Below are 25,339 nucleotides of genomic sequence, written 5' to 3' on the forward strand. Positions count from 1 at the left end.
CGTCAGGGCGGCGGCAGGGCGCAGGCGCCGGCCTCGGCGTGGCAGAGGCCATTGACGCAAAAGCCGCTGCACTCCGCGTCCGCGCTGCAAGCCTTTCGCGCGCACGTCAGCACCTGCGGGGCACACGCGAAATTCGCCGGACAATCGCCGTCCATGGCGCACGGATCCGGCTCGCACCGGTGCCCCGGCGAGCAGTGCTCCGCGGGCAGGCACGCCGCGTCCGAGGTGCAGCCGGGCAAACACTCGGGTTCACCGCAGCTACACGGCGCCTTCGCGCAGATCGTCATGGGATCCTGCGCGGCGCACGCCGCGTCCGTCGTGCAGGGGTTCGGCGGGTCGTAACAGATCCCGCACGGGAGCTGCTCGCCCGGCGACAAGCAGAACTCGCCTCCCTGGTTGCAATCGGCGCTCGTGCGGCATTCCCCAGGCCCGAGCACGTTCCCACCGCCCGCGCCGCCGCTGCCGCCGCTGCCGCCGCTGCCGCCCGCGCCGCTTGTGCCACCGCTCCCGCCTGTGCCAATCATGCCGCCGCTGCCACCCGTGCCGCCTGCACCGCCGCTGCCGCCTGCGCCGCCGCTGCCGCCTGCGCCGCCGTCTCCGCCGCCACCGCTCCCGTCACACGCGTTCGCCACGACCGCGGCGAGCATGAACATGGCCAGGGTCATCGTTCGTCCCATCGTGTCTCCTCCGCCTTTCGATTGGGTTTGGGCCCGCATCCGGGGCGCAGCCCATCGCACGGGCCGTGCCGTGGGGAAGGGACGAGCATCCAGGGTGCGCGATGCGTCCCGTCCGGCTAGGATGGCGCCGCCTTGGACACCCGCGTCCCGTCTCGCCGCTCCGACGCCCTCTTGCAGCTCGCCGCCTTCGTGGTCGTCGTCGCGGCCCTCCACGCGGCCACGAGCGTGCTCGTGCCGATCATGATGGCGCTCCTGCTCGCCGTCGTCAGCGCCCCGCCGCTCGCGTGGCTCGAGAAGCGGCGCGTCCCCGAGCCCGTCGCCGCCACCCTCGTCCTGCTCGCGAACATCGCGGTCCTCAGCGCCGGCGCGTCCGTCGTCGCGAGCTCGGCGACCGAGTTCGGCGAGGCCGTGCCCCGGTACCAGACCCGCCTCGACATCGTCGCCGCGGAGCTCACGACCTGGCTGCGCGCGCACAACGTCCACGTCCCCAAGGGCGCCATCACGCAGATGGTCTCGCCGGGCACGGTGCTCTCGTTCGGCGCCGGGATGATCCGGGATCTCGCGGGGCTCGTCTCGAACATCTTCATCGTCCTCTTGATCCTCGGCTTCATGCTCTTCGAGTCGCGCACGTTCTCGCGCAAGCTCCGCGTCCTCGCGGGCGCGCGCGGCGGCTACGTGGGGCTCTTCCCCGGGATCGTGGGCGACGTGCAGAACTACCTGTTCATCAAGACCGTCGTCAGCATCGCGGTCGGCCTCCTCGCGGGCCTCATCGTTTACGTCCTCGGCGTGGATTTCGCGCTGCTCTGGGGCCTCGTCGCGTTTCTCCTGAACTACATCCCGAACGTGGGCGCGCTCATCGCCGGGGCGCCGCCGGTCTTTTTCGCGCTCCTCTCGCACGGCCCGGGGCGGGCGCTGGCTGTCTCGGCCGGGTTTCTCGTGGTGCACACGGTGCTCGGCAACATCCTCGAACCTGCGTGGATGGGGCGCAGGCTCGGGCTCTCGGCGACCGTGGTCTTTCTCTCCCTCCTGTTCTGGGGGTGGTTATGGGGGCCGGCCGGCATGTTTCTCTCGGTGCCCCTCACGATGGTGGCGCGCATCCTCCTCGAAGGGAGCGACAAGACGCGCTGGATGGCCATGCTACTCGATTCGAACGCGCCCGCCGATCCGCCGGCCGGTCCGCCGAGCGCACCGGTGAGCGCCAAGGCCGCGCCTGTCGCGGAGGAGCCAAAGGACGATGAGCGAGCGTGAGCGGAGCCATTGGGCGTGGGGGTACACGGACGCTTTTCCGGACGAACCTGGGCGGCAGGCCCTCGCCGCGCAGGTCAGCGCCCTCCTGGGACGCGAGTTTTCCCTGCGGCCCTTGCCGACCCTCGAAGCCGCGCGCCTCCCGGAGCCCCGCGTCCTGCCGCCGACGTCCCTCGCGCCGATCTCCTCGGCCGCGCCGAAGGAACGGATCCTCCACACGTACGGCAAGGGGTATCGTGACCTCGTCCGGGCCTACCACGGTGATTTTTCGGTCGCCCCCGACTGGGTGAGCTTTCCCCAGTCCGAGGAGGACATCGAGCGGTTGCTCGCCCATTGCGCGGCCGAGGGCATCGCCGTGATCCCGTACGGCGGCGGCACGAGCGTCGTCGGGGGCGTCGAGGCGAGCGTGGGGGATCGCCCGCGCGGCGTGGTCTCGCTCGACCTGCGGCGGCTCGATCGGGTGCTCGAAATCGAGCCTGTCTCCCGATCGGCGCGCATTCAGGCCGGCGCGACGGGCCCCGTCCTCGAAGAGCAGCTCGCCCCGCACGGGCTCACGCTCCGCCATTTCCCGCAGAGCTTCGAATTCTCGACCCTCGGCGGCTGGATCGCGACGCGCGCGGGCGGCCATTTCGCGACGCTGTACACCCATATCGACGATCTCGTCTCCTCCGTCCGGATGATCACGCCCGCCGGCACCTGGGCGAGCCGCAGGCTGCCCGCCTCGGGCGCGGGGCCGAATCCGGACCGGCTCGCGCTCGGCTCCGAGGGGATCCTCGGCGTCATCACGGAGGCGTGGGTGCGCCTGCAGGCGCGGCCCCGGTACCGGGCCTCGGCGAGCGTGACGTTCCCGCACTTCGCGGACGGCGCCCGCGCGTGCCGCATGCTCGCGCAATCGGGCCTGTATCCCTCGAATTGTCGCTTGCTCGATCGCACGGACGCCCTGCTCGGCGGCGTGTTCGTCGACGGCGGGGCCGTGCTGCTCCTCGCCTTCGAATCAGCGGATCACCCGCTCGGGCCCTCGATGAACCGGGCCCTCGAGATCACGGCCGAGGCAGGCGGCGTGTGCCCCGAGGGACCGGTGTTTCGCGAGGAGCGCGGCGAAGGGGCGCGGGCGCAGGCGACGTACAAGCAATCGTTTTTCCGCGCGCCGTATCTGCAGAGCGCGCTCGTCTCCCTCGGCGTCCTCGCGGACACGTTCGAGACGGCGTGCACGTGGGACAGGTTCGAGGCGCTCGACGTCGCCGTGCATGAGGCCGTGCTCCCGGCATTGCAGCGTACTCTGGGCGGCGGCATCCTCGCGCGACGTTTCACCCACGTGTATCCGGACGGCCCCGCGCCGTATTACACGTTCCTCGGCCCCGCGCGGGAAGGCCACGAGCTGGAGACGTGGGCGGCCATCAAGGACGCCGCGAGCCACGCGATTCTCGCCTCGGGCGGCACCATCACGCACCATCACGCCGTCGGCCGCGTGCACCGCCCCTACTTTCGCGCCGAGCGGCCCGAGCCATTCGAACTCGCGCTCCGCGCCGCGAAGCGCGCCGTCGATCCTGCCGGCATCATGAACCCCGGCGCGCTCTTCGAGCCCGACGAACGCTGACTTTTCATTGTTCTCGGCATTGGAATCGGTGAGCGCGCGGACGTAGGCCGCGCGAGCGCGCCGCGCCGCGAGCATTTGCTCGTACGACCCCCACGCGGGTGCTAGAGATTGCATTGATATGGGGGGAACGATGCATTCTCGTGAGAACGCGAGGGGTTCTTCGCGCGTGGTCGTGCGGGGCATTCTATCGCTCCTGGTCCTCTCGGGCGGGCTCTTCCAATCGGCAAACGGCCTCTGCCGCGAGCCCTGGGAGGTCACGGTCCCGCCGCCCATCACGCCCGATCGGGGCGCGGAGGAGGTGGTCGAAGGCGGCGTGGCGGCGACCGTGCTCTTCGCCTCGATCGGCATTGGCCTCGGCGCCGCGGCGGCGACGCTCGACGCCGAGAGCGAGCGGCTGCGGGCCGATCCCTGCCGGAGCTGTCCCGGCGGTTTCAATGACATGCAGCGCGACATGGCGTTCCTCGCGAACGCCTCGATCCTGTCGTTCGTCGGCGCCGGCGTCGCCGGCCTTGGGACGGCCCTGTATGCCATTCAAATCGAGGACGACGCGAGGACCGCGAAGAAAAAAGAAATCGTCCCGCAGGCGGTCGTGCGCTTCCAAGGCGGGCTCCTCGGCGTCCAGCTCCTGTTCTGACCGAGGCGTACATCCGGTTCTGACTTTTGGGGGGTACGGTCGTCATGGCGCGTAAACACGTTGGACGGGATTGCTTGTGGATCGTGGCTTGCGCACTTCTCGGCTACGGCTGCGTGGTCGAGGGCGAATACCTCGAGGATCTCGTGCCGTCCGGGCCCGACCTGGGCGCCAGCGCGCTCGCGTCGCGCTGCGGGGACGGCGTTCGCCACGACAAGGAGGCGTGCGACGACGGCAACACCGCGCCGGGCGACGGCTGCGACGCGGCGTGCGCGGTCGAGCCCTGCTGGGTATGCCAGGAGCCGCTCCCGGGCGCGCGCAGCACGTGCGGCCCGCAATGCGACGCGGCCGTCGGGCAATCCTGCGTCATGGGCGCGTGCGTGAGCTGCAGCGACGGCCTCCGCAACGGCCTCGAGACCGACGTCGATTGTGGCGGCTCCTGCGGCCCGTGCACCCAGGGCCTCGCCTGCGGGGCGGCCGGCGATTGCGCGACCGGCTACTGCACGGGCGGCGTATGCTGCAACGAGGCGTGTGGCGCCGCGTGCGTCCGGTGCGACCTCGAAGGCGCCGTGGGCATCTGCGCCTACGTCCCGGAGAACGAGACCCACGAGGCCCAGGCGTGTGGCGGCGGCACCTCCGTCTGCGACGGCAAGGGCGCGTGCAAGAGCGTCGCCAGCCAGACGTGCACGAAGGGCATCGAATGCCTGAGCGGCAAGTGCCTCCGCGGCGCTTGCCAGTAGAACGTCTTTGGGCAGGGCGCGCTCCCGAGGAAGGGGCGCGCCCTCGCGGTTATCCCCGCACGGGGAACGCGTCCCGAAATTCTTGCATCGCCCGGACCTCGTCCACCTGGTGGACGAAGCCCGTGGCCGCGCGAAATGCCTCGCTGTCGACCACGACCGGGTATTTGATGTGCGCGAGCGCGCCCGGCGGCAGCCGCGGCAGGCCGAAGCGGCCGAGCGCCGCGCGGAACGCGATTTCGGGGAGCGGAATGGGCGATCGCCCCGTCCCGCGAACGACCACGGAGAGCGGCACCGGCTGCGGCCCGGCGACGTTGTAGACGCCCTGCACCCGCTTCTCGAGCGCGAGGCAGATCGCCGTCGTCACGTCCTCCTCGTGCATGAAATGAAAGAGCGGATCGAATCCGAGGACCATGGGCACGTGCCGCCCGCGCAGGAACGTGGCGAGCGTCCCGTGCCCCGTGGGCCCGAGCGTGTACGCCATGCGCAGGACCGTCGTGCACAGATTGGGCAGCCGCCAGAGCGCCGTGCACGCATACAGATCGGCCGCGACGAGGTCCGACAGCTCCGGGAAGGTGGTCACCGCCATCGGCGGGTCCTCTTCCTTGTGGTAGAGCGGCGAATCGGCGGCCGCGCCGTAATAGGTGTGTCGCCCGACGAAGATCGCGTGCTCGACGCCCCAATCGCGGCAATGCTCGAAGACGGCGCGCGTGCCGCCGAGGTTGATCTTGTAGCGCTCCGCGGTCTTCTCCACGAGGTGCGTGACGGTGGCCATGTGAATGACCGCCTGGGGCCGCCTCTTGCGGAAGACGTCCTCGGCCGCGCGCTTGCGGATATCCACGTTGTGGAGCTCGATGCCGGGCGGCGCGTCGTGCCACGGCCGGCGATCGATCCCGATGACCTCGTGCCCCTGCTCGAGCAGGCGGCGCGCGACGCGCTGACCGAGCACGCCCCCGATGCCGGGAATGAGAACCCTCATCGCTGCTCCTCTTTTTTCGTGCTGCCCGGCTCACCCTCGATCCGGGCCTCGTCCTCTGCCCCGCGCGACCAGGCGAGCGCCTTGCGCCGCCTCTCCCGGCCCACCTCGATGAGGCCGGCGATCCGCTGCTTCACCTGCTCGACGTAGCCCTCGATGACCTCGTCCTCCTCGGTCCCCGACCCTTCGAATGTCATGGGCGCCGAATACGTGAGCTCGAGCCGCACGGGCGCCGGGAGCGCGACGCCCCAGGGCGTGATCGGGACGTAGGGCGCGCCGAAGAGCTTTCCGAGGGCATACGAATTCGCGATCGTGGGAATGGCCTCGCCGCCGCCGACGAACCCGAACGGAATGATGGGCGTGCGCGTCTTCATGGCGAGGCGCATGAAGCCCGATCCGAAATGGACGAGCGTGTTGCGCTCGGGATAAAGCTTGGCGGTGCCACGGGCGCCTTCGGGGAAGATCATGAGCAGCCGATCGTCGTGCAGCAGGTGCTCGGCCGTCTCCACGAGCCCGGTGAGCTGCCCGCTGCGCGTGGCGAGGAGCCCCATGAACGGCGTTTGGGCCATGAACTTCTCGGCCATGCCCTGGGCGAGCCGGGGAGGCTCGAGCTCGAAGAAGCAGGACGTGATCACCATGGCGCCGTCGATCGCGATGCCGCCCGAGTGGTTGCCGACGAGCATGGCGCGGCCGCGGGCGGGGACGTGCTCGACGCCCTCGACGCCGACGGTGAAGTAATGGCGGTAGAGGAACCGGAAGGCCGTGAACAGCCGAGCGAGGTGCTGCTTCGAGGCGCCGTAGGGATCGACACCGTAGGTGTTGAAGGGCAACTCGAGGCGGTCGACGCGGGCGGCGATCTCCGGATCGATGAGCAAGGACACAGGGTTTCTCCAGACGGAGGGGGCGAGGGAGAATAGGCGGAAGGCGAGGCGCGAGGCAAGGGAAGATCACGCTTCGCGAGGCGGGCCGGCGCACATGCGTCCTGTGACCGGCTCTTTCGACGGCGGCTTCGCGGGGAGGGACCTCCTTCGATTTCTGCTCGTGATAGACTCGCCCGATCGGAGCCACGGCAAAGGCAAAGGAGGCCTACAATGAAGGAGTTCATGAAGCTCAAGGCGGCGCGGTGGGAGCGCATCCTGTCGCACCCGTTCTTCGATTGGCTGCATTCCGACGCGGTGCCGCTCGAGGACAAGGTCCTGATCGCGCCGATCATGACCGTGTTCGTGATGAACTTCCGCGACGCGAGCCGGTATTTCATCCGCTTCCCGAAGCCGCGAAACCGCTTCGAGGAGGCGCTGAACGGCGGCACGCGCGAGGACGAGACCCACTCGCGGCTCTTCCTGGAGGACTGGAGCAAGATGAAGCTCGACGAGCGCCTCGGCTTTCGCGCGAGCGACATGCTCTGGTGGCTCTTCCTGTCGAAGGAGAACGAGCGATTTCGGTATTTCGTGCTGGAGTTCGGTCGGCTCGACGTCGAGGACGCGGGGGATCCGCTCGTCCGCTTCACGCACTCCGAGGCCGGCGAGGCCGCGGGGAACGCGTTTTTTCATCACATGGCGAAGGTCACGAGCGAGATCGAGGCGAAGACGGGGCTCCGGTACATCTACTACGGCAATCACCACCTCGACCGGGAGCCGGGGTTCGTCTGGGGATCCAAAGGCGTCTTCGACGACGAGGTCCTCGACGAGCAGCAACGGCCGCTGGCGATGCGCCTGTCGAACCGCATGTTCGACCTCTTCGAGGAGGTCCACGATTGCTTCCTGAACTACGGGCGCTCGTTCATGGAGCCGGGCGTGCTCCCGAAACGACCCCCCGCCGAAGGGATCGCGCGCCGCGCGGAAGCCGTGCCGAGGGAGCGGCCTTCGTACGAGGTCGAGCTCGAGCAGCCCATGGCGCTGTATCACGAGGATGTCCTTCGCGTCATCGAGGAGCGAAAGGCGCAGGCGGCGCGGCATCCTTTTTATGCGTGGCTGCGCGAGGAGACGAGCGTCTCCCCGCGGGAAAAGCTCATGCGGCTGCTCCCGCTATGGGTGCCCGACATCATGGGCTACCGCGATCTCAACCGATACGCGGTCCGTTATCCCGAGCCCCGGACGCCGAAGGAGCGGCGCATCAATGAATGGTGTGACGACCTGGAGACGCACAGCGCGCTCTTCCTGAACGACTGGCAGGCCCTCGGAATGGACGAGGTCCTCGGGTGGAAGGCGAAGGACACGTTGAAGTTCCTGTTCCTCGATCCGCAGGTCGAGACGCACCGGAAAAACCTCGCGACGTTCGCGAAGCTCGCGATGGGCCACCGGGATCCGGCGATGCTCTTCTGGTTCGTCGCGGCCCTGGAGGCGAGCGGGCACGCGTTCTTCGAGAACGTGAAGCGGCTCGCGGACGTGGTGGAGAAAGAGCACGGGATCAGGCTCGATTACCTCTGCGATCGGCACGACGTGGCGCATGGCGCGCGCGGCGAGCGCCTGCCGCGAAGCGCGTTCATCACGAGCGAGCGCATCACGACGGCCGAGCGCGACGTGGCCATTGGCATGGTCGATACCATCTTCGACGCGCTGGAGGAGCATCTCACGATTTCGCTCGACGCCGCGCGCTCGAACAAGCTCGGCATTCCGAGCGAGCGCGGCGCGGCCTGAGGCTGCGTTTCGAGCGACGGATCACTTCCCGAGCACCACGAGGAGCCCGAGCCTCCCGAACATCGTGACGTGCTGGCCTTGGTCCCAGTCATCGTGGCCGAATCGTTCGTATTCGTCTGCCGTGAGGCCGACGGCGGCGGTGACGGCCAGGCTGCGGAGGGGCCATACCCGCAGCCCCGGCGCGACCCGCCAGCGGAAGATACGTTCCCTCGTGAAGGCGCTGGTGACGCCGATGGGCACGCGCCCTACCGAGCCGAAGACGAAGAGCTCCGTACGCCGATCCTCGGAGCGAAGGAGGGTCCCCTGAAGCTCGGCATACGGAATGAAGAGCGGGTCGTCGTGCGGCTCGTCGAAGGCCCGCGAGAGGTCGACCCCGAGGCCGAGCACGAGACGAGGGAGGGCGGCGCCGAGGAGGAGGCTTCCATCGACGTGGCCACGCGGGGCGGTCGAGAATGACGGTTGGATCGCAAAGCCCCACTCTGGCGGACCGTTGCGCGCCTCGTCTTTCGGTTCAGCGCTCGCCGCGCTCGTGGCCACGAGGAGCACGAGGCCGGCGGCCCCAGGCAGGAGACATTTCGTTTTCATGGGGGTGCGTGCTCCTGCCTTTCAGAAAACGCCGATGGCGCCTGCTTGCAGAAACAGGGTGACGGGCGGCTCGCGAAAGGTGCCCTTCTGCAGGCGGTAATCGCCGAGGAGCCCTGCGCCGAGGTTCAATCCGAACGTGGGGTAGAACCAGGCGCGTCCGCCGGTTCCCACATACCAGCGCACGCGAGGGCCGTTGCCTGCGCTCACCGTGGGTTCCGGAGGGGCTTCATCTCCCCGCTGAAAGGAGGGAACCACCCTGTTCGATTGCCTCCACGTCCCCACGCCGGCACCGAGGAGGCCGAGGAGCTCGAACCGCGCGTTCTTGGTGCGACCCAGGACGAACTGGGCCCCAGGGGAGACCACGAATGTCTCTTCGTCCTCCTTCCTGGAGCCAACCTCCGGTTTATAGTCGCGTGTGTGGCTGGCGTAATACATGTTGACGCCGAGCAACAGTCCCTCGACCTTGAACCCGATCGTCAGCTCTTCGCGGAGGACGTCTTCGTCGAGGGGGGCGACCCATAGGCTCGCGCCGACGACGAACCCCGTCGCTTGCGCGCCCACGGCGGCGCGGGGCGGCTCTTCCGCGGCGGATACGGAGGTCGCGACGAGGGTCGAAATGCCGAGCGCCAGGACCGCCCTGGAGCAGCCCGCGTAAGGGTACGTAGCCATCATCCCCCGGGCACGTGCAACCGGAATGCCACCGGGGCGACACGGCGTGCGCCGGGGATCCGCCTCGCTTCCGAGCGCGTTCCTCCGCATTGCTTTGCTCGGGCCGAGCGCCTTTGCAACGTCGGACGGGAATCGGCGGCAATGCCGCTCCGCGTAGACGCCCTCCGCAAAGCGTCGATTTTTCGACGCCCGCCGCGTTCAGCCCTTCGCCGCCGCTTTCATGGCCTGGACGTCCGCGAGGACGACCTGCGCCTCTTCCTCGCTGAGGAACTTCGCCTTGCGGGCCACCCACAGGATGCCCTCTTCCGTGGTCGACGCGATGGTCCACGGGAAAATCACGCGCGTGAGCGACTGCAGCGTCTTCACGGTCGCGCGGATCGCGCCCGCCTTGAGCCCCTGACCCTCGATGATGAACGCGTGCGCCAGAATGTGCTTCTCGAGCGCGCGTGTCGCCTGGCCGAGCGCGTTCGCTGCGGCGCGCTCGGGCGCGCCATGATCGGCGCTGGTGACCACGATGAAGATGCTCCCGCCCGGGTGCGCCTGCATGATTTTCGACCCGCGCTCGTTCACCTGGATGGCCGCCGGCAACGTCGGCGCCTGCTTCCACAACACGACGAGGACGGGAGGACGCCACCCCATGGCGACGGCAGGTTGGTCGTAGACGATCTCCACGGCCCGGAAGGCTAGCAGGAGACGCGGCCCTGGAAAAGGATCGCGTACGACGCGTCGCCGGGGTTCGTCGATGGTCCTTACAAAACCTCGAGGGGCAGACCGGGCGAGGGGCCGAGCGCAACGTCGCCCCAGCGAACGATGGCCGAGCCCGAGCTCGACGCGCTGCCGACGGTGTGCAGGAGGACCAGATCCCCGCGCCGAATCGGCAGCTCCGCCGCGGCCGTATACAGGTTGACGGGCATCAGCGCAGGGCCGCAGTTCGCATAACGCGGAAACGTGTCGATGGTGCGCGCCCGATCGAATTCGAGGACGCGCGCGCAAAACGAGGCATACCACGCGGTCGGGGTGTTCACGACGAGCCAGTCGATGTCCGCCATCCGGAGCCCCGCCTTTTCGAGGGCCATGTCGGCCGTCTTTCGGAGATACGGCTCGGAGACCTGGCGCAGGACCTTGCTCGCGCTCCGATCCGAGCGGAGCCGGACCACCTGCTTGCCGCGCTTCGGATCGTCGACGACGTCGAGCAGGAAGGCCTTGCACGTCTCGGCGCTGTGCAGCATCGCCGAGGCGACGAGCCCTTCGCCCGCAGGCACCTCCGAGACCACGAACGCCCCGGCGCCGTCGCCCGAGAACCACGACATCGTATCGTGCTCCTCGACCGATCGCGAATACGTGCACGAGACGACGCCGAGCACGTTCCGGTATTGCCCCGCGCGCACGAGCGCGCACGCGGTCTCGAAGAGGGCGAACGCGCCCGAGCACGCGGTCTCCAGGTTCCACGCGGCCGAGCGGAGGCCGAGCTCGCCGGCGAGGAACGTGGCGTGGCCGATCCCCATCACGTCGTGAAAGAGCGAGCACGCGATCACGAGATCCACCTCCGCGCGCTCGATTCCGGCGGCCCCGAGGGCCATCGTCGCGGCGCGTGTCTCGAGCGACATCGCATTCTCGTGCGGCAGGAGCACGCGCCGCTCCCGGGCGCCGCGGAACGGGTCGTCGAGGTATTTCGCCATTTCGGCGTCGAACGCATCCGGATTCTCGCGTGGCTCCTCGGGCGCCGCCCACACGTTCCGTTTTTCCACGGCCGCGCCGAGCATCTGCGGATAATGGCGGCGCCAATAATCGTTCGTCTTCAGGCCACCGGGGAACGTGATGGCGAGGGATCGCATCCCTGCGGAGGTAGTCATGGGGAAAAGCTCTCCTTGGCGGTTTGCGCCTCCAGGCTTCGGACACGGCTCGTGATGGGCGGTCGTTCCTCCGGGTCCACCCGGACGTCCACCACGAAGGGTTTTCCCGCAGCGAGCGCTGCCCCGAGCGCCGCTTCGAGCTCCTCCTCCCGCTCGACCCTCGCCCCGAGCGCCCCGAGCCCCCTTGCTACCAGTGAAAAATCCGTATCGGGCAGCGTCGTCTCCACCGGATCATACCCCGACGCGCGCATGCCGTGCTCGACGATGCCGTATTGGCGATCGTTCAAGACCACCCATATCGCCGGGATGCCGTACCGCACGGCCGTGCTCACCTCCTCCAGCATGAGCATCGAGCCGTCGCCCACGAGCGCGACCGCCGCCTTGCCCCGCGCGCGCGCGGCCCCGAGCACGCCCGTCGTCGCGTGGCCCATCGATCCGAAATGGAGCCCCGAGCGATAGCGCCCCGGCTCCTGGAACCGGAGCACGTGGTTGCCCCACACGAATGCGCTGCCCGCCTCCGTGAGCACGGGCGCGTCGGAGGATTCGACCACGACGCGCTGCACCGCCTCGAAAAGAAAACGCGGCCGGACCGCCCCTTCCGCGAGCGGATCCAGCGGCGCGGGCCTCGCCATGGGGGGCAGCGCGGGCGGCGCGCCTTCACGCGCCGGCAGCCGCGGGAGCAATGCCGATAAAAAGGCTCCGATCTCGGCCTGCACGCCGAGCGTCTCCGCCGAGGGATAGGCCGCGCCGAACACCGCAGGATTGACGTCCACGTGAAGGAAGCCGCGCGGCGGCACGAGATCCTGCCGCCAGAACGACGTGCATTCCCATAGCCGTGTGCCGAGCACGAGGGTGCGGCGGATGCCCGCGGCCTTCAGGCACGACGCCACGCGCGCATGGCTCCCGACGCCCGTGGTCCCGATGGAGAGCGGATGATCCTCGGGGAAAATGCCCTTCGCGCGGGGGGAACACATCACGAGCATCGACCGCCGCTCGGCGAGGGCGCGGACGAGCGGAACGGATTTTCGCGCGCCATAACCCACCCATAACGCGCAGGGCTCTTCCGTGAGGATCTTCGCCACGGCGTCGAGGGCCTCGGCGGACGGGGCCGGGCCGGGCAGCGCATTCGTCTCGGCGAGGGCCGGGCCCTCGAACATCGCCGACTGCATGCTCAGCGGCAAATGGATGTGCGCGACGAACCCCTCCACGGCCTGCGCGCCGACGGCCAATCGTCGCAGGATGACCGGCAACTGGGCGGGATGCTCCAGGGTCGTCGCGTAGTGGAAGAGAGGGCCGTCGCAGAGCAGGCCCGCGGGGAGCGTCCGCGCGGTCGTCTCCTGGGCGGCGCCGCGGTCGCGCTGCGAGGGCGAGGTGCCGCCGGAGACGAGCACGACCTTCGCGCCCTCGATGCGAGCGGCGGCGAGCCCCGTGATCGCATTCGTGATCCCAGGGCCGGCCGTCGCGAAGACCACGGTCGGCTGGTCCTTGGCGAGGCTCTCCTCGAGCGCCGCGAACGCCGCGCCGGACTCGTGGCGGCAGTGCAGGACGCGCACCCGGCTCCGCGCGAGCGCGTGGCAGAACGGGACGATGGAGCCGCCGCCGAGACCGTACGCGACCTCCACGCCGAGGCTCGCGAGGAACGCGGCCAGGACCTCGGATACGGACGCGCGGGGCGCCCCGGGCCCGAAGGGAGGGATCGGTGGAGATGCGTGGTGCATGAGGGAGACCCGGACGGGCAATCATACGCCTCGGCCACGTACGGCTCAAACTTGCTCGAGGGTCCGGCAGACGCTCCGCGTGGCGAGGTGAGCGGGGATGCCCGCCTGCACGACATCCAAACCACGCTCCTCACGAACGGTGGAGTTTGCCGAATCGGCGCGCGTAAAAATCTTTCGCGGGGACCGATGAGTTTTTCGGGGGCGGGTGGTCCATGGGGTGTGTCGACGGCGCGGGGGACCGGGCCGCCGAACCCGAAACGGACTGGAAGCCGGAGGAGAACGAGATGGTGACGACTGCCCTTGTGTCCGAGCGCCCGATGGAACCCACGTCGACGAAGATGGCCTGGACCGGACGTATCCTCAGCGGCCTCGCGGTGGCGTTCCTGCTCTTCGACGTTTCCCTCAAGCTGATGGCACCGCCGGAGGTGCTCACGGCCCACGAACAGCTCGGTTTTCCCCCGGGCCTCGCCCGCAGCCTCGGGAGCCTGCTCCTCGCGTGCGTCGTGACCTACGTGATTCCGCGGACCTCGTTTCTCGGGGCGATCTTGTTGACGGGGTATCTCGGCGGCGCGATCGCGACGCACGTGCGGGTCGGCAATCCGCTCTTCAGCCACGTCCTGTTCCCGGTCTACGTCGCCGCATTCCTCTGGGGCGGGCTCTTTCTGCGGGACGCGCGCCTACGCGAGCTCTTCTTGCCGCGCCGGTAATCGATTGGGCTGCAATCGACCGTAGGTCATCGCGCGCCACACCCACTCCATCGGCCCGAAGCGGAAGCGCGCGAGCCATGCGTGCGCGAAGAGCACCTGCAGCGTGAAAATGCCGAGCGTGATCGGGAGCGTCCACCACACGTGGATGCGGCCCGCGAGCCCGAGCCCCCAGCCATAAAAGACGAACGTGCTCAGGAGGCTCTGACCGAGGTAGGTCGAGAGCGGCATCCGGCCGACGGGCGCGAAGAGCGAGAGGGCGCGACGCCACGCGGGCCGCTGCATCAAGAGGACCACGGCGGCCGCGTATCCGGCCGCGAGCAGCATGACCCCGAGCTCTGCGACAGGGCCGAGCGCGAGCCCGACGAGCTCCGGAATGACGACGCCGCGGCGATGGAGGAGCATGCGCACGGGATGGATCGCGGAGCCGAGAAGGCCGAGCCCGAGGCCCCAGCCGAGGAGCTTGCGGAAGAACGGGAGGCGCGCCTCGGCCTCTTGAAAGATCCTCGTCGTGCCGGCCCAGGCGCCCACGAGAAATCGCCCGACGAGCCACACGAAGTACCAGATCCAGATGAAGCCCACGTGATAGATGGCCTGCTTCACGTGCAGCACCGTGAGCAGGCGGCGATCGTGACCGAGGATCGCCGCGTACACGTCGGCACGGAACGCCATGAAATCGGGCGGCGCGGGCGTGTAGGCCCGGAGCGCCTTGAAGATGGGGGGAATGGAGCAGATGAACGCCGGGACGACCGTGAGGAAGAGGCCCCACGCGAGGAGCTTCCAGCCGCGCACGCGGCGGAAAAGCAGGAGGCCGAAGCCGGCGATCGCGTAGCTCCACAGGACATCGCCCCACCAGAGCAGGAGCACGTGCGAGACGCCGATCAGCGCCATCGCCGCGAGCCTGCGGACGTGGAGCGGCACCACGCTGCGCCCGCGCGCCTCGGCGCGCTCGAGCTGCACGGAGAAGCCCAGGCCGAAGAGCATGGTCAGGAGCGCCATGGCCTTTCCGTCGACGAAAAGGCCGAGCAAGAAGAGGAACACCTTGTCGACGGTGTCCGTCTGCGCGAGGGCCACGTCGCGCGGCATGAACGCGATCGCGCTGAACCACGGCACGGTGTTCGCGAGCAGCACGCCGTAGAGCGCGAAGGCGCGTACCACGTCGAGGACCACGACGCGCTCCACGGCGGCGATGGGCGCGAGCTCCGTGGTATTCGGTTTCGCTGGTTCGGGATCGCCCTGACCGGTCTCCGTCATCGGCGCAGCATACACGTTCGTGTTCGCGGCGAGCAAGGAGGCCGGCACCATTCCAGCGGGGGCCACATTAGGTTTGCCCCATGTCCCTCCAGCACCTCCTCGGCGCAGCGCTCGCAATCGCCCCGCATGGGAGTTCTTTGCCTATCTCCCCGGTCCTCTCCGAGCTCCTCACCTTTCATCCGGGGTGGATCACCCAGAGCGTGACCACGCACGATCCCGCGGGGGGAAACGACGATGGATTCCGCGCGGGCGTCGCCGTGGAGGGAGATTTTCGGGTTCTTTTTCATGCACGCGGGGAGGGGAGGATCACCCGGATCTGGATCACGGCGCCGCGGAAGGAGCTCGAAAAAGAAGGCCAGGAGCTCTGGATCGAGGTCGATGGGCAGACCACGTTCCGCGGAGACCCGCGTGATTTCTTCGAGGGACGAGGCCCGTGGAAATCCCCGCTCGTCCTCGGCGTCGACGCGAGCTCCGGGGCATTCACGAGTTACGTGCCGTTCGCGTATTCCCGCGAGGCCAAGGTGCGGTATCGCGGCGTCGCTCTTTATCATCAGATCACCTACCGCGAGGGGCCCGGATCCGCGGCAGGCCCGGACGCCGCGGCGCTCTCCCGGTTCTTGCGCGAGGACTGGACGGAAGAGCCGCCGGCGTGGAGCCCCGGGAGCACGCTCGGACCCGGGACGACGCGTATTGTCGCGACGGGCCCGACCACGGTCTCCCGGCTCTTCGTCGAGCTGCCGGCCGCGCGCCTCGGGGATCTCCGGGTGCGCATCGGGGAGCAGCCCCCCGTGCCGGCGTCCTTCTTTTTTGGGCTCGCCAGCGAGCGGGACGCGGTCGACGAAGGGTGGGTCACGTTCCGCAGCGCGCTTCATGCTGCGTGGAAGATGGGCGCTTTGGGGCGGGTCGCGACGCGCCTGCCCATTCCGCTCGCCGCGGGGGAGGCGCTCTCGCTCGAAGCGGCGTCCGAGGATCCGATCGAGGAAATCAAGGTCGCCGCGGATCTCGCGGAGGCCCGCCCCGGCGTGCGGCTCGCTGCGCAATACCGCGATCAGGCGGCGCCCGGGCGCGAGACCACCCTGCCCATGTTCGAAAGCGACGAACCCCTCCAGTTCGTGGCGCTGCTGGAGAACCTCGACGAAGGCCTGCGCGGCGATCGCCGGTACCTGGAGGGCGACGAGATGATCCGGACCGACGGCATGCGCTTCCCGGTGCAGCACGGGACCGGCACCGAGGACTATTACAATGGCGGCTGGTACTTCCTCGGGGCCCACGCGAACCCGTTGAGCGGCCAGCTCCGTTTCCTCGTCACGGATCCCGAGGACGAATGGAAGCGCGCGAAGTTCGAGCATTCCCTCTATCGCTTGCACGTGCCCGACCCCCTCGTGAGCCGCTCCGGCATGCGTTTTGGCTTCGAGGTCGGCCCCACGGGCGCCTACACGCCGCTGCGCGTGCGTTCGCTCGGGCTCGCGTACGTGTTCTCCGGGATCCGCGCGATCGGGGAGCAAAGGGCGTCGATCCGGGCGACGCGCCTCCGGACCTCGGCCGTCGACGCCGAGCGGGACACGCCCGTCCAAACCTTCCCGGTGCGGGAGCGCCGCGGCGTCACGCGGATCCTCTTGCATTGCCCCTCCGAGGACGCCCGCGCGCTCTTGCTCGTCCGCTCCTACGCGCAATCGCGAGGGCCGCAGGAGGCGCGCGTGCGGCTCGACGGAAAGGACGTCGGCACCTTCTTCGAATCCCAGCAAAACAAGGCCCGCGTGCTCGCGGAGGACGCGCTCTGGATCGAGCTTCCTCCCGGGGCCTGCGCGGCCGGCAAGGGGGCCGTCGTCGAGGTCGACGCGACGGAGTCCCCGGAGCCCTTCAGCGAGAGCAGCTACCTTTTGCGATATTTCACCAGCGCCGGCTTGCCCACGCTTTCGCAGGGGCGAAACGTGAAGATCCTGGACACCGGGTCCCTGCCCGAGGGGCCCCATTACGTCAATGATCACTCGTTGATCGAGCTCGCCGATGGGCGATGGTTGCTCACGGGCATCTTCCACAAGGAGCCTTACGAGGGCCTCGACGAGCGCGCGTTCATCCACGCCCTCGCGGACGGCCCGGGGCCCGCGCGCTGGTACGACGCCTCCGCGCCGAGTTTTTCGATCACCCCTCCGCGCTTCACGCTCCGCGCCCAGCACGACGAGCCCTGGATCTGGGCCCCCCACCTCGCCCGGGATCACGACGGCAGCCTGGTCATGATGTACCACGTGGGCGCGCGCGACCACGATCGCGCGGGTTTCCGCATCGCGCGCTCCACGAACGGGACGAGCTTCACGCGCGCCGGGGGGACGCTGTTCGAGGACCTCTGCATCGCCCGGGATCCGATGCTCGTTCGATTCGCGAATCTATGGGTCGCGTATTATACGCGCTGCGCGTCCAAGGACCGCCGCCTGAGCGGCGTCGCGTACCGCACGTCGCTCGATCTCGCGACATGGAGTGAGCCGCGTTTGGCCTTGACGCTCGGGCCGGAGACGATCCGGCACGACAGCGGCCATACCGAGTCGCCGTTCGTGTTCGAGCGAAAGGGTTGGTTTTACCTGACGGTGACCAGTTATCCCACGGCCTGGGACGCCACGTTCGTGTATCGCTCGCGCTCGCCGTTCGCGTTCCCGAGCGAGCCCGTCGCGCGGCTGTCGGCGCATGCGGCCGAGTGGATCGCGGAGGGAGGCGATTTCGACGCGGGGCGGCTGTTCTTTACGCACGCCGGTGCAGGGCAGGGGGGCGTCTTTTTGCAAGAGCTTTTGGGCCTTTGACTGCTGCTGCTGCTGCTGCTGCTGCTGCTGCTGCTGCTGCCGCTGCCGCTGCCGCTGCTGCTGCTGCTGCCGCTGCTGCTGCTGCTGCTGCTGCTGCCGCTGCTGCTGCTGCTGCCGCTGCTGCTGCCGCTGCTGCTGCTGCTGCTGCTGCTGCTGCTGCTGCTGCTGCTTCCGGAACGCTCGTGCTCTGTCCTCGTCCGGGGAGGGCGATTGTGCCCGCGTGCTCGGAAGGCGAAAGGCCAAGCCGTGCTCGCCGTGCTCGCCGTGCTCGCTTCGCTGCGCGCGGCTCCGCGCGGCTCCGCGCGGTGCGAGGCTTCGCCTCGCAGCCTTTCGCCTTCCTCCGCGCGCGGGCCGGGGGCGGGGGTCCCCGGTCGGGGATTCGGAGGAAACAATGGTTCTCAGGATTTATGACGTGGCGATCGAGATGCTCAGGATGTTGCGGCCGACGATGGAGCGCATCGGGTCGAAGGATCCAAACTTGGGGGATCAGTTGCGGCGGGCGGCGACGAGTGTCCCGTTGAACTTGAGCGAGGGCGCGTATTCACAAGGAAGGAACGAGCGGGCTCGGTGGCACACGGCCATGGGCTCGGCGGCAGAGGTCCGCGCGTGCCTCGATGTAGCGGAAGCACTCGGATACGTAGATAAAGTGGACGAGGAGCTGCGCAACAAGCTGGACCATCTCGTCGGTACCCTGCATCGCCTGACCAGGCGTTAATGGCCCAGGCGTGCCGCCTCCGCTTGGGCGGCACGCCCTCCCGCCGCCGCCGCCGCAGCGGCAGCAGCAGCGGCAGCAGCAGCAGCGGCAGCGGCAGCGGCAGCGGCAGCAGCGGCAGCGGCAGCAGCGGCAGCGGCAGCGCATGTCGACAACCTCCCCAGCCGTTGCCGACGAGCCCGGCGCGCACGTCGACAACCTCCCACCCATTGCCGACAAGCCCGGCGCGCACGTCGACAACCTCCCACCCGTTGCCGACAAGCCCGGCGCGGATGCCGGCAACCTCCCACCCATTGCCGACAAGCCCGGCGCGGATGCCGGCAACCTCCCACCCATTGCCGACAAGCCCGGCGCGGATGCCGACAACCTCCCACCCATTGCCGACAAGCCCGGCGCGCATGTCGACAACCTCCCACCCGTTGCCGACAAGCCCAGCGCGCACGTCGACAACCTCCCCACCCGTTGCCGACGAGCCCGGCGCGCGTGTCGACAACCTCCCAGCCGTTGTCAACAAGCCCGGCGAGCGTGCCTTCGACCTGTCGGCACTTCCCGTCGTCAGGCACCCCTTCCCCTCGGAAAGGGCGAAAGGCGCGTCAGAGCGCCGGCCTCAATCCCTGACGACCCGCCGCCGGACCAGAAACCCGGCGCCCACGACGAAATGCATCAGCACGAACGCGCCAACCCCCGCGGCGACCCCCGCGAGCAGCCCCTTGGAAGACAGCTCCAGCCGCATAATCAAGAACCCGAGCCCCATGAACCCGAGCCCCCCGAGGCCGGAGATCCAGGGGACACGGGCCGGCGCCTCGCTGTACGGACCGCTGCCGACGAGGTCGAGCCCGTCCCGCTCGCCGAGGGCCCGCGCGAAGCGGAGCGAGGCGACGTCGAGCCGTACGTGCCCCGCCACCTTCCGCAGCCGCACCGAAGGCTCGTGGCGCTCGCAATGGGGGATGGCGAGCGAGACACCCATCCGCGCATCCGCGTACGTCCGCGTCCGCGCGGCGGGCGCGCCGCAGGTGCAGCAGATCGCCGGCAATTCGCCCGGCGAGCCTCGCAGGACGACCCCGAACGAAGGCGTGTCGTCCACGCGATCCGGCGGCGTGAGCACGAGATCACCTCGCTCGACCTCGACGAACCGCTTGCAATGGCCGCATTGGTACCCCACGCAATCGCGCTGCGACAACCCCAGGACGAGCCCGCCGCACGCCGGGCACGCCGCGGCGTACGAATACATGAACGCCGCGACGATCAAGAAGACGACGCCGAGCGCGAGCAGCACGGCGACGATCCACGTGATCCACGAGGGAAAGAGGATCACCGGCAAGAAGGCGACCCCGAAGCGCGCGCCGGCCCAGCCGAGATCGTACACGAGGCCCGCGCGGGAGCGTCGCAGCGTCATTCGGGCAGCGGGATGAACTCGACGTCGTCGCCCGGGATCTTCGGGAAACGTTGCTCGCGCCAGTCGGCCTTCGCGCGGTCGAGGCGCTCCTTCGAGCTCGAAACGAAGTTCCAGAAGATGTGCCGCTCGCCGTCGATGCGCGCGCCGCCGACGAGCATGACGTTCGACGCCTCGAGCGCCTGGAGGCTCACGGACGCGCCCGGGCGCAGCACGAACATCGTGCCCTCCGTGAACGTCTTGCCGCTGCACGCGACGCTGCCGTCGACCACGTACACGGCGCGCTCCTCGTGCTCTTCATCCACGGGCAAGCTCGCGCCAGCATCGAGCCGCGCGTGGGCGTAGAGCGTCGGCGAGAGGACGCCCGTCGGCGCCTTCGCGCCGTACGCGGTCCCCGCGATGACGTGAAGCTCTGCGCCGGGGCGGTTCACGATCGGGATCGTGCTCCGCGGGTGATGCTCGAAGCGCGGCTCGATCTCCTCGTCCTTCTGCGGCAGCGCGACCCACGTCTGGATCCCGTGCATCCGCCCGCCGCTCGTCTTCACCTCGGGCGCCGTACGCTCCGAGTGCACCACGCCGCGTCCCGCCACCATCCAGTTCACGTCGCCAGGCCGGATCGTCTGCTCGGAGCCGAGGCTGTCGCGGTGCACGAACGCCCCTTCGAGCAGGTACGTGATCGTCGCCAGCGCGATGTGCGGATGTGGCCTCACGCTGAGCCCTTCGCCTGGCGGAAATGCCACGGGGCCCATGTGATCGAAGAAGATGAACGGTCCCACGAGACGCCGCATCATCGACGGCAGGACCCGTCGCACGACGAAGCCCCCGAGGTCCCGCGGGCGCCCCTCGATCACGAGATCGATCCCGCCGTCTCCACCTTTGCACTCCGGATCCGCGTCGAGATGGCGGCTCATCAGGTTCTCCTCGGTACGTGTTCCACGGCGGCAGCATACCTCGACGAACCTTCGCTGCGATAGTCGCCTGTCTTCGCCTCGCCGTCGTGGCCTCCGTCCCGCGCCTCCTGCGGCAGCGGCAAGGTGACCGTGAACGTCGCCCCGTGATCACTGCCCGCGCTCTCGGCCTTCACGGTACCCCCGTGCATCTCCACGAGGTGGCGCACGATGGCGAGCCCGAGCCCAAGCCCGCCCTGCGGCCTCGACGCCGAGCTGTCGGCCTGCCGGAAACGATCAAACACGTACGGGAGAAACCCGGCGCTGATGCCCTTTCCGGTGTCCCGCACGATCAGGTGGACGAAGCCCTCGTCCCGCGTGATCTCCACCTCGACGCGCCCGCCGCGCGGCGTGAATTTGATGGCGTTGGCGAGCAGGTTCCAGAGGATCTGCCGCAGCCGATCGGGATCCCCGAAGACCGGAATGGACGAGCGCTCGGGCGTGACGTGGAGCTCGATGCCCTTCGCCTGCGCGGCGGGGCGAACCACGTCGAGCACCGCCCCCACGACGTCCCCGAGATCCATGCGCCGCTGCGCGAGCCCGAGCTTGCCCGTGATGATGCGCGAGACGTCGAGCAGATCGTCGATGATCCGCATCTGCACCCGGACGTTCCTGTCGATGGCGCCGAGCGCGCGCTTTCGTGTCTCCGCGTCGCACTCGCGCGTCGCGAGGACCTGCGTCCAGCCCATGATCGCGGTGATCGGGGTGCGCAGCTCGTGCGAGACCAGGCTCAAGAACTCGTCCCGCAGCCGGCTCGCCTCCTCGGCTTGCCTGCGCGCCGCCTCGGCCTGCGCGCGCGCCTCCTCGGCCTGCCCGTGCGCCTCTTCGGCTTGCCGTCGCGCGCCCTCGGAAGCCTTGTAAAGCCGCGCGTTGTCGATCGCGACCGCAGCCTGCCCAGCGATGCCAACGACGACCCGCTCGTCCCGCTCCGTGAACACGCGCGGCTCGGCGTGCCCGAAGAGCAGCGCGCCGAGCACCTTCCCGCAGCGCGACACGACCGGGACCATGAGGCAACTGCGGACCGGCAGCGGTGCCCTCGGCGCCCCGTGATGCAGCAGGGTGTTCCCATAACGGGCATCCACGTGAAGATCGTCGACGCGCACCACGCGCTCGCTCATGGGCGTGGAGAGCACGGGGAAACGAGGGAGCGGGAGGCGCTCGAATCGTTCGCGCGGGATGCCGGCGAGCGAATAGAGCGTCAGGGGCTCTCCAGTCTGCCCGGTGTAAAAGAAGGCGCCGAACTGCGCGTCCGTCAGCACGGTCGCCTCGTCCGTCAGCTTCTCCACGAGCTTGTCGAGGTCGAGCTCGGCCGCGAGCGCGGCGCCGATGCGCTGGAGCGTCTCGTTGATCCGGATCTCTTCGCGCAGGCTCCGCTCGGCGCTCCGCTTCCTGCTATCGGAAAAGTAGGCGTCCAGGACCACCCCGGCGAGGCCCCTCGCGAGGTGGTGCAGCGGTCGCACCCGCCGGTTCGGCGGGCACAAAGTCCTCCCCATGGACGTGCCTTCCCCCGTCTCCAAGTTTGCCGATCGCTCGGTTCCATTTCCTCCGGACGCGGCGCCCGAGTCACGAACGTAATGCGATTCCTGGCGAACGCACATGGCCCCCGCCGTGCGTGCGAACACGCGGACGGGGCGCTGCCCCGGACCCCGCGGGGGGCTGTCCGCCCCCTCGACCCCGGACCAGCGAGGCGCTGGACCCAGGGTTGAAAAACTGCGCTGCGCGCAGTTTTTCAAACGGGCCGACGAAGAAGCCGGGGGGCCAGCCGAACCAGCAGCGCGGCTGTTTTGGTGGGCAGGGTCGTTGCCAGTCTTGACCGGGCCTGTTCGATGAACTGCGCATCGCGCAGTTCATCGAGCTTGGGTCCAGCCCCTGGCTGGTCCGGGTGCAGGGGCGGATAGCCCCTGCTGGGGCCTGGGGCAAAGCCCCAGCGAGGCGGCTTCACGAGCTTAGGGGATCTGCGCCGCGCGCTCGGTCTCGATCTGCGTCTTGTCCGGCTGCCGTACGACGAAGCCGAACTTGAACCAGTTGTCGACCATGTCCTCGTGCTGGACCTTCTTCTTGCCGGACTTGAACTTCTTGGTGGGCCGGGCCCAGTCCTCGCGCTCCGTGGCTCCGGGCGCCGTGAGGACGTGGTCCGGTCGCACGGACGGCCACCATCCCTTCGCACCCTCGGCGGCGCAGTCGGTGAAATCGGCGTGCCACGGGAGCGCCATCTGCCGCGAGAAATGCCCCGGGCCGATGGCCGCCTCCTCGCCCCAATAGGCGCTCATCGCCTGGTGGTCGAGCCGGAAGGGCTCGATGAAGAGCGAGGCATTGCGGATTTGCCAGCCCACCTCGATGCCTGGGAAAAACGCGCCGCCCGAGGCGGACTCGAGCTGGGCACGATCGAGCCCGTGCGCCGTGATCCCCTCCGGCGCGACCGCGACGGGGCCCGGGACGAATTGCCCGTTCGCCCAGTTGCGCAGGAGCCCGAACTGCGTCCGCGTGACCGTCAGCCATTTCTCGTATTTGGGCGCGTCGCTGTTGTAGGGGTCGTCGCCGAGCAAGATCGGCATCGTCCCTTTGCCTTTGGCGTTCGGCGCATCCTTCGGCTCGCGCATGGCCCCGAAGAAGCCTTTCCGCATCGCGGCGTATTGCGGATCGGGATCCCCCACGTTCGCGCCGAAGAGGGGCGCGTGCGACGTGTCGCCCGCCGACTCGATCACCCAGCGATAACCGCCGCCGCGCGCGAACAGCGAACGGACCTCGGTGGTGAAATCGGGCAAGAAGTTGGGGAACTCCACGGGCCCGTCGGGCTGGAAATCGGACGCGAGCTGCCGCAGCCGGGCGAGTGGCCCGCCCGGATCGTAGAGAGCGTTGTCGAGCGGGATGGGCAGCTCGCGCACGGCCATGTCGTAGAGCAGGTCGTAGAGCGTGACCGCGCTCGTGATGTGCGGCGCGAAATCGGGCGGGGCGACGAGCACCCACGCGCCGCCGCCCGCGTCGACGGGGATCTCCCGGATGCTGCCGTTGCTGTCCTCGACCGTGACCACGGCCGTCACCGGGCCGTCGGAGATATCGTCGAACCAGCCGTCGTTGTTCGCGTACGAGGGCATCGGCGGCTGCTCGGCGGTGTTGTAGCGGGCGCGGCCCCGGCCGCCGAGGACGATGAGCCGCCCCTCGTCGTCGGTGCGGAGCTGGCCGAGGTATTTGATGACGGGCTCGCCGTTCACGTCGAGCGGGCACGACTCCTGGCTGGGATCGCCGCTCGTCCCCGCGCGGAACCGGACGGGGCCCGCGGAGGCGCCGTTGATCGAGCGCGGGCCAAAGTCGATCTCGAGCGAGCGTCGATCCTCGACCGACGCATTCCGCAGCGGCCCGGGCGGCCCTTTCTCGCCGGCCATCCCGTAGAACTTGTGGAACGACGCCTTCTTGTTGGCGAGGTGCGCCGTCCAGGTGATATCGAGGATGCCGGGCGTGCTGAGGTTGACCTCGCGGATCAGCGTCAACGTGCCGTTGATCCAGCGATACTCGAAAATGCGAAAGCGAACGGCTTGGGGTTTGATCTTGCCGTCGACTTTGTAGTTCGGCACGGCGGTGCCGGGCGCGTCGCCGAGCGGCGGCTGGCCCGGGATCTCGGGGCCGATGAAGAAGGTGTCCGGCGGGGCGTTGCCGACCCGGGCGATCCCGATGGCCGGATGAATCCGGAAGACCGGCACGTCGTCGCCGCCGACGAGGGCGAGGGCGTCCCGCCCGAGGAGCGTGGCGGCCGCGGCGATGCCGCCGGCGAGGAAGTTGCGGCGGCTCGTCGGACCCGCGGCGAGCGCGGCCTCGTCGAGGGGGACGAGGGGAGCGAGGGCGCCTTCCGTTGGCGCAGTGTTTGGGGGCTGGTCGAGGAGCGAGGGAGATTCGAGGACTGGGGCGACCATTCGTTGGACGCTACCGGATTGTCCAGGTTCGCGTCAATCCCGGAGCGCCGGGAGGACCCACCCTGCCGAGGCGTTACCGCCTGCCCTTCACGTTTCCTTTGACGTTGTGTGTGAGGTCCCCGCCGAGCCACGTGTCCTCGAACGCGGCGTCGACGAACCATTGACGGTTTGCGCCGGGCGTCTCGTCTTCGACCACGACCCCGTCGTGATCCCGCAGCCCCGGCAGCGGCACGACCTTGTCGAACACCGAGGCGTGGTCGCTGTGCACCACGTAGGCCCGCGCGGGGAGATTCGAGCGCGGACAG

Annotated in this window: 22 protein-coding genes; 8 read left to right on the forward strand and 14 right to left on the reverse strand. The window is 69.1% G+C overall.

Annotated elements, in window-relative coordinates:
• Window positions 1-2 precede the first annotated feature (2 nt).
• Window positions 3-677, reverse strand: coding sequence for a hypothetical protein (locus tag QHF89_RS23535; RefSeq protein WP_136969767.1), 675 nt, complete (start codon window positions 675-677; stop codon window positions 3-5).
• Between the two features lie 132 nt (window positions 678-809).
• Here QHF89_RS23535 and QHF89_RS23540 point away from each other — a divergent pair, with 132 nt between their 5' ends.
• The 4 genes from QHF89_RS23540 (at window position 810) to QHF89_RS23555 (ending at window position 4,890) form a co-directional block, all read left to right on the forward strand.
• A complete protein-coding gene (locus QHF89_RS23540; RefSeq protein ID WP_136969768.1) occupies window positions 810-1,925 on the forward strand; it encodes an AI-2E family transporter in 1,116 nt (371 codons plus the stop codon).
• Window positions 1,912-3,519, forward strand: a complete 1,608-nt coding sequence (locus tag QHF89_RS23545) for an FAD-binding oxidoreductase (RefSeq protein ID WP_136969769.1) — start codon at window positions 1,912-1,914, stop codon at window positions 3,517-3,519. Before QHF89_RS23540 ends, QHF89_RS23545 begins: the two co-directional genes overlap by 14 nt.
• Window positions 3,520-3,649: 130 nt before the next feature.
• Window positions 3,650-4,153 carry a hypothetical protein gene (locus QHF89_RS23550; RefSeq protein WP_136969770.1) on the forward strand — a complete coding sequence of 168 codons (504 nt, stop codon included), beginning with the start codon at window positions 3,650-3,652 and terminating at the stop codon, window positions 4,151-4,153.
• Between the two features lie 83 nt (window positions 4,154-4,236).
• A complete protein-coding gene (locus QHF89_RS23555) occupies window positions 4,237-4,890 on the forward strand; it encodes a hypothetical protein (RefSeq protein ID WP_284720856.1) in 654 nt (217 codons plus the stop codon).
• A gap of 49 nt (window positions 4,891-4,939) precedes the next feature.
• Here the strand turns inward: QHF89_RS23555 and QHF89_RS23560 are convergent, their stop codons facing one another.
• A complete protein-coding gene (locus QHF89_RS23560) occupies window positions 4,940-5,866 on the reverse strand; it encodes an SDR family oxidoreductase (RefSeq protein WP_136931101.1) in 927 nt (308 codons plus the stop codon).
• The gene (locus tag QHF89_RS23565; protein WP_136969771.1) at window positions 5,863-6,744 is read right to left on the reverse strand and encodes a lysophospholipid acyltransferase family protein; all 882 of its coding nucleotides are present in this window, start codon (window positions 6,742-6,744) and stop codon (window positions 5,863-5,865) included. Before QHF89_RS23565 ends, QHF89_RS23560 begins: the two co-directional genes overlap by 4 nt.
• A 210-nt stretch (window positions 6,745-6,954) precedes the next feature.
• Between QHF89_RS23565 and QHF89_RS23570 the strand changes: the two genes are divergently transcribed.
• Window positions 6,955-8,499, forward strand: a complete 1,545-nt coding sequence (locus tag QHF89_RS23570) for a hypothetical protein (protein WP_136969772.1) — start codon at window positions 6,955-6,957, stop codon at window positions 8,497-8,499.
• A gap of 21 nt (window positions 8,500-8,520) precedes the next feature.
• Here the strand turns inward: QHF89_RS23570 and QHF89_RS23575 are convergent, their stop codons facing one another.
• The 5 genes from QHF89_RS23575 to QHF89_RS23595 form a co-directional block, all read right to left on the reverse strand.
• Window positions 8,521-9,084, reverse strand: coding sequence for a hypothetical protein (locus QHF89_RS23575; protein ID WP_136969773.1), 564 nt, complete (start codon window positions 9,082-9,084; stop codon window positions 8,521-8,523).
• 21 nt (window positions 9,085-9,105) lie between these two features.
• Window positions 9,106-9,756 carry a hypothetical protein gene (locus QHF89_RS23580; RefSeq protein ID WP_136969774.1) on the reverse strand — a complete coding sequence of 217 codons (651 nt, stop codon included), beginning with the start codon at window positions 9,754-9,756 and terminating at the stop codon, window positions 9,106-9,108.
• 195 nt (window positions 9,757-9,951) lie between these two features.
• Entirely contained in the window at window positions 9,952-10,425 is a 474-nt protein-coding gene (locus QHF89_RS23585) for a hypothetical protein (RefSeq protein WP_136969775.1), read from the reverse strand.
• Window positions 10,426-10,502: 77 nt separating this feature from the next.
• Window positions 10,503-11,588, reverse strand: coding sequence for a 3-oxoacyl-ACP synthase III family protein (locus tag QHF89_RS23590; protein ID WP_284720857.1), 1,086 nt, complete (start codon window positions 11,586-11,588; stop codon window positions 10,503-10,505).
• Between the two features lie 14 nt (window positions 11,589-11,602).
• Window positions 11,603-13,324: a thiamine pyrophosphate-dependent enzyme gene (locus QHF89_RS23595; protein WP_136969777.1), complete on the reverse strand. Its 1,722-nt coding sequence runs from the start codon at window positions 13,322-13,324 to the stop codon at window positions 11,603-11,605.
• Window positions 13,325-13,641: 317 nt separating this feature from the next.
• On the opposite strand from QHF89_RS23595, the gene QHF89_RS23600 reads away from it, so the two are divergent.
• Window positions 13,642-14,031, forward strand: coding sequence for a DoxX family protein (locus tag QHF89_RS23600; RefSeq protein WP_284720858.1), 390 nt, complete (start codon window positions 13,642-13,644; stop codon window positions 14,029-14,031).
• On the opposite strand, the gene QHF89_RS23605 is transcribed toward QHF89_RS23600, so the two are convergent.
• On the reverse strand, window positions 14,002-15,333 hold the full coding sequence (locus tag QHF89_RS23605; protein WP_136969779.1) for a DUF418 domain-containing protein: 1,332 nt from the start codon (window positions 15,331-15,333) through the stop codon (window positions 14,002-14,004). The genes QHF89_RS23600 and QHF89_RS23605 overlap by 30 nt on opposite strands.
• 29 nt (window positions 15,334-15,362) lie before the next feature.
• Here QHF89_RS23605 and QHF89_RS23610 point away from each other — a divergent pair, with 29 nt between their 5' ends.
• A complete protein-coding gene (locus QHF89_RS23610; RefSeq protein ID WP_136969780.1) occupies window positions 15,363-18,074 on the forward strand; it encodes a DUF2961 domain-containing protein in 2,712 nt (903 codons plus the stop codon).
• A 391-nt stretch (window positions 18,075-18,465) separates the two neighbouring features.
• Window positions 18,466-18,789, forward strand: coding sequence for a four helix bundle protein (locus QHF89_RS23615; RefSeq protein ID WP_136969781.1), 324 nt, complete (start codon window positions 18,466-18,468; stop codon window positions 18,787-18,789).
• A gap of 604 nt (window positions 18,790-19,393) precedes the next feature.
• Here the strand turns inward: QHF89_RS23615 and QHF89_RS23620 are convergent.
• The 5 genes from QHF89_RS23620 to QHF89_RS23640 form a co-directional block, all read right to left on the reverse strand.
• Complete coding sequence (locus QHF89_RS23620) at window positions 19,394-20,182, reverse strand: hypothetical protein (protein ID WP_136969782.1); 789 nt, start codon at window positions 20,180-20,182, stop codon at window positions 19,394-19,396.
• Entirely contained in the window at window positions 20,179-21,090 is a 912-nt protein-coding gene (locus QHF89_RS23625; RefSeq protein ID WP_136969783.1) for a pirin family protein, read from the reverse strand. Before QHF89_RS23625 ends, QHF89_RS23620 begins: the two co-directional genes overlap by 4 nt.
• Window positions 21,090-22,619, reverse strand: coding sequence for a GAF domain-containing sensor histidine kinase (locus tag QHF89_RS23630; RefSeq protein ID WP_284720859.1), 1,530 nt, complete (start codon window positions 22,617-22,619; stop codon window positions 21,090-21,092). The genes QHF89_RS23625 and QHF89_RS23630 overlap by 1 nt, the downstream gene beginning before the upstream one ends.
• Before the next feature lie 453 nt (window positions 22,620-23,072).
• Window positions 23,073-25,034 (reverse strand): LodA/GoxA family CTQ-dependent oxidase, encoded by a 1,962-nt coding sequence (locus QHF89_RS23635; RefSeq protein ID WP_136969785.1) that lies wholly within the window; start codon window positions 25,032-25,034, stop codon window positions 23,073-23,075.
• Window positions 25,035-25,107: 73 nt separating this feature from the next.
• On the reverse strand, window positions 25,108-25,305 hold the full coding sequence (locus QHF89_RS23640; RefSeq protein ID WP_136969786.1) for a hypothetical protein: 198 nt from the start codon (window positions 25,303-25,305) through the stop codon (window positions 25,108-25,110).
• Window positions 25,306-25,339: the final 34 nt, after the last annotated feature.

The organism is Polyangium sorediatum (assembly GCF_029946465.1).
GTDB lineage: Bacteria > Myxococcota_A > Polyangia > Polyangiales > Polyangiaceae > Polyangium > Polyangium fumosum.

What these genes read in the sequence shown, in the direction of transcription:
- QHF89_RS23595 (WP_136969777.1), bottom strand. Translation starts at nt 13,324, where the DNA reads ATGCACCACGCATCTCCACCGATCCCTCCCTTCGGGCCCGGGGCGCCC.
- QHF89_RS23610 (WP_136969780.1), top strand. Translation starts at nt 15,363, where the DNA reads ATGTCCCTCCAGCACCTCCTCGGCGCAGCGCTCGCAATCGCCCCGCAT.
- QHF89_RS23605 (WP_136969779.1), bottom strand. Translation starts at nt 15,333, where the DNA reads ATGGTGCCGGCCTCCTTGCTCGCCGCGAACACGAACGTGTATGCTGCG.
- QHF89_RS23575 (WP_136969773.1), bottom strand. Translation starts at nt 9,084, where the DNA reads ATGAAAACGAAATGTCTCCTGCCTGGGGCCGCCGGCCTCGTGCTCCTC.
- QHF89_RS23570 (WP_136969772.1), top strand. Translation starts at nt 6,955, where the DNA reads ATGAAGGAGTTCATGAAGCTCAAGGCGGCGCGGTGGGAGCGCATCCTG.
- QHF89_RS23560 (WP_136931101.1), bottom strand. Translation starts at nt 5,866, where the DNA reads ATGAGGGTTCTCATTCCCGGCATCGGGGGCGTGCTCGGTCAGCGCGTC.
- QHF89_RS23600 (WP_284720858.1), top strand. Translation starts at nt 13,642, where the DNA reads ATGGAACCCACGTCGACGAAGATGGCCTGGACCGGACGTATCCTCAGC.
- QHF89_RS23580 (WP_136969774.1), bottom strand. Translation starts at nt 9,756, where the DNA reads ATGATGGCTACGTACCCTTACGCGGGCTGCTCCAGGGCGGTCCTGGCG.
- QHF89_RS23620 (WP_136969782.1), bottom strand. Translation starts at nt 20,182, where the DNA reads ATGACGCTGCGACGCTCCCGCGCGGGCCTCGTGTACGATCTCGGCTGG.
- QHF89_RS23535 (WP_136969767.1), bottom strand. Translation starts at nt 677, where the DNA reads ATGGGACGAACGATGACCCTGGCCATGTTCATGCTCGCCGCGGTCGTG.
- QHF89_RS23635 (WP_136969785.1), bottom strand. Translation starts at nt 25,034, where the DNA reads ATGGTCGCCCCAGTCCTCGAATCTCCCTCGCTCCTCGACCAGCCCCCA.
- QHF89_RS23615 (WP_136969781.1), top strand. Translation starts at nt 18,466, where the DNA reads ATGGTTCTCAGGATTTATGACGTGGCGATCGAGATGCTCAGGATGTTG.
- QHF89_RS23545 (WP_136969769.1), top strand. Translation starts at nt 1,912, where the DNA reads ATGAGCGAGCGTGAGCGGAGCCATTGGGCGTGGGGGTACACGGACGCT.
- QHF89_RS23550 (WP_136969770.1), top strand. Translation starts at nt 3,650, where the DNA reads ATGCATTCTCGTGAGAACGCGAGGGGTTCTTCGCGCGTGGTCGTGCGG.
- QHF89_RS23590 (WP_284720857.1), bottom strand. Translation starts at nt 11,588, where the DNA reads ATGCGATCCCTCGCCATCACGTTCCCCGGTGGCCTGAAGACGAACGAT.
- QHF89_RS23625 (WP_136969783.1), bottom strand. Translation starts at nt 21,090, where the DNA reads ATGAGCCGCCATCTCGACGCGGATCCGGAGTGCAAAGGTGGAGACGGC.
- QHF89_RS23630 (WP_284720859.1), bottom strand. Translation starts at nt 22,619, where the DNA reads ATGGGGAGGACTTTGTGCCCGCCGAACCGGCGGGTGCGACCGCTGCAC.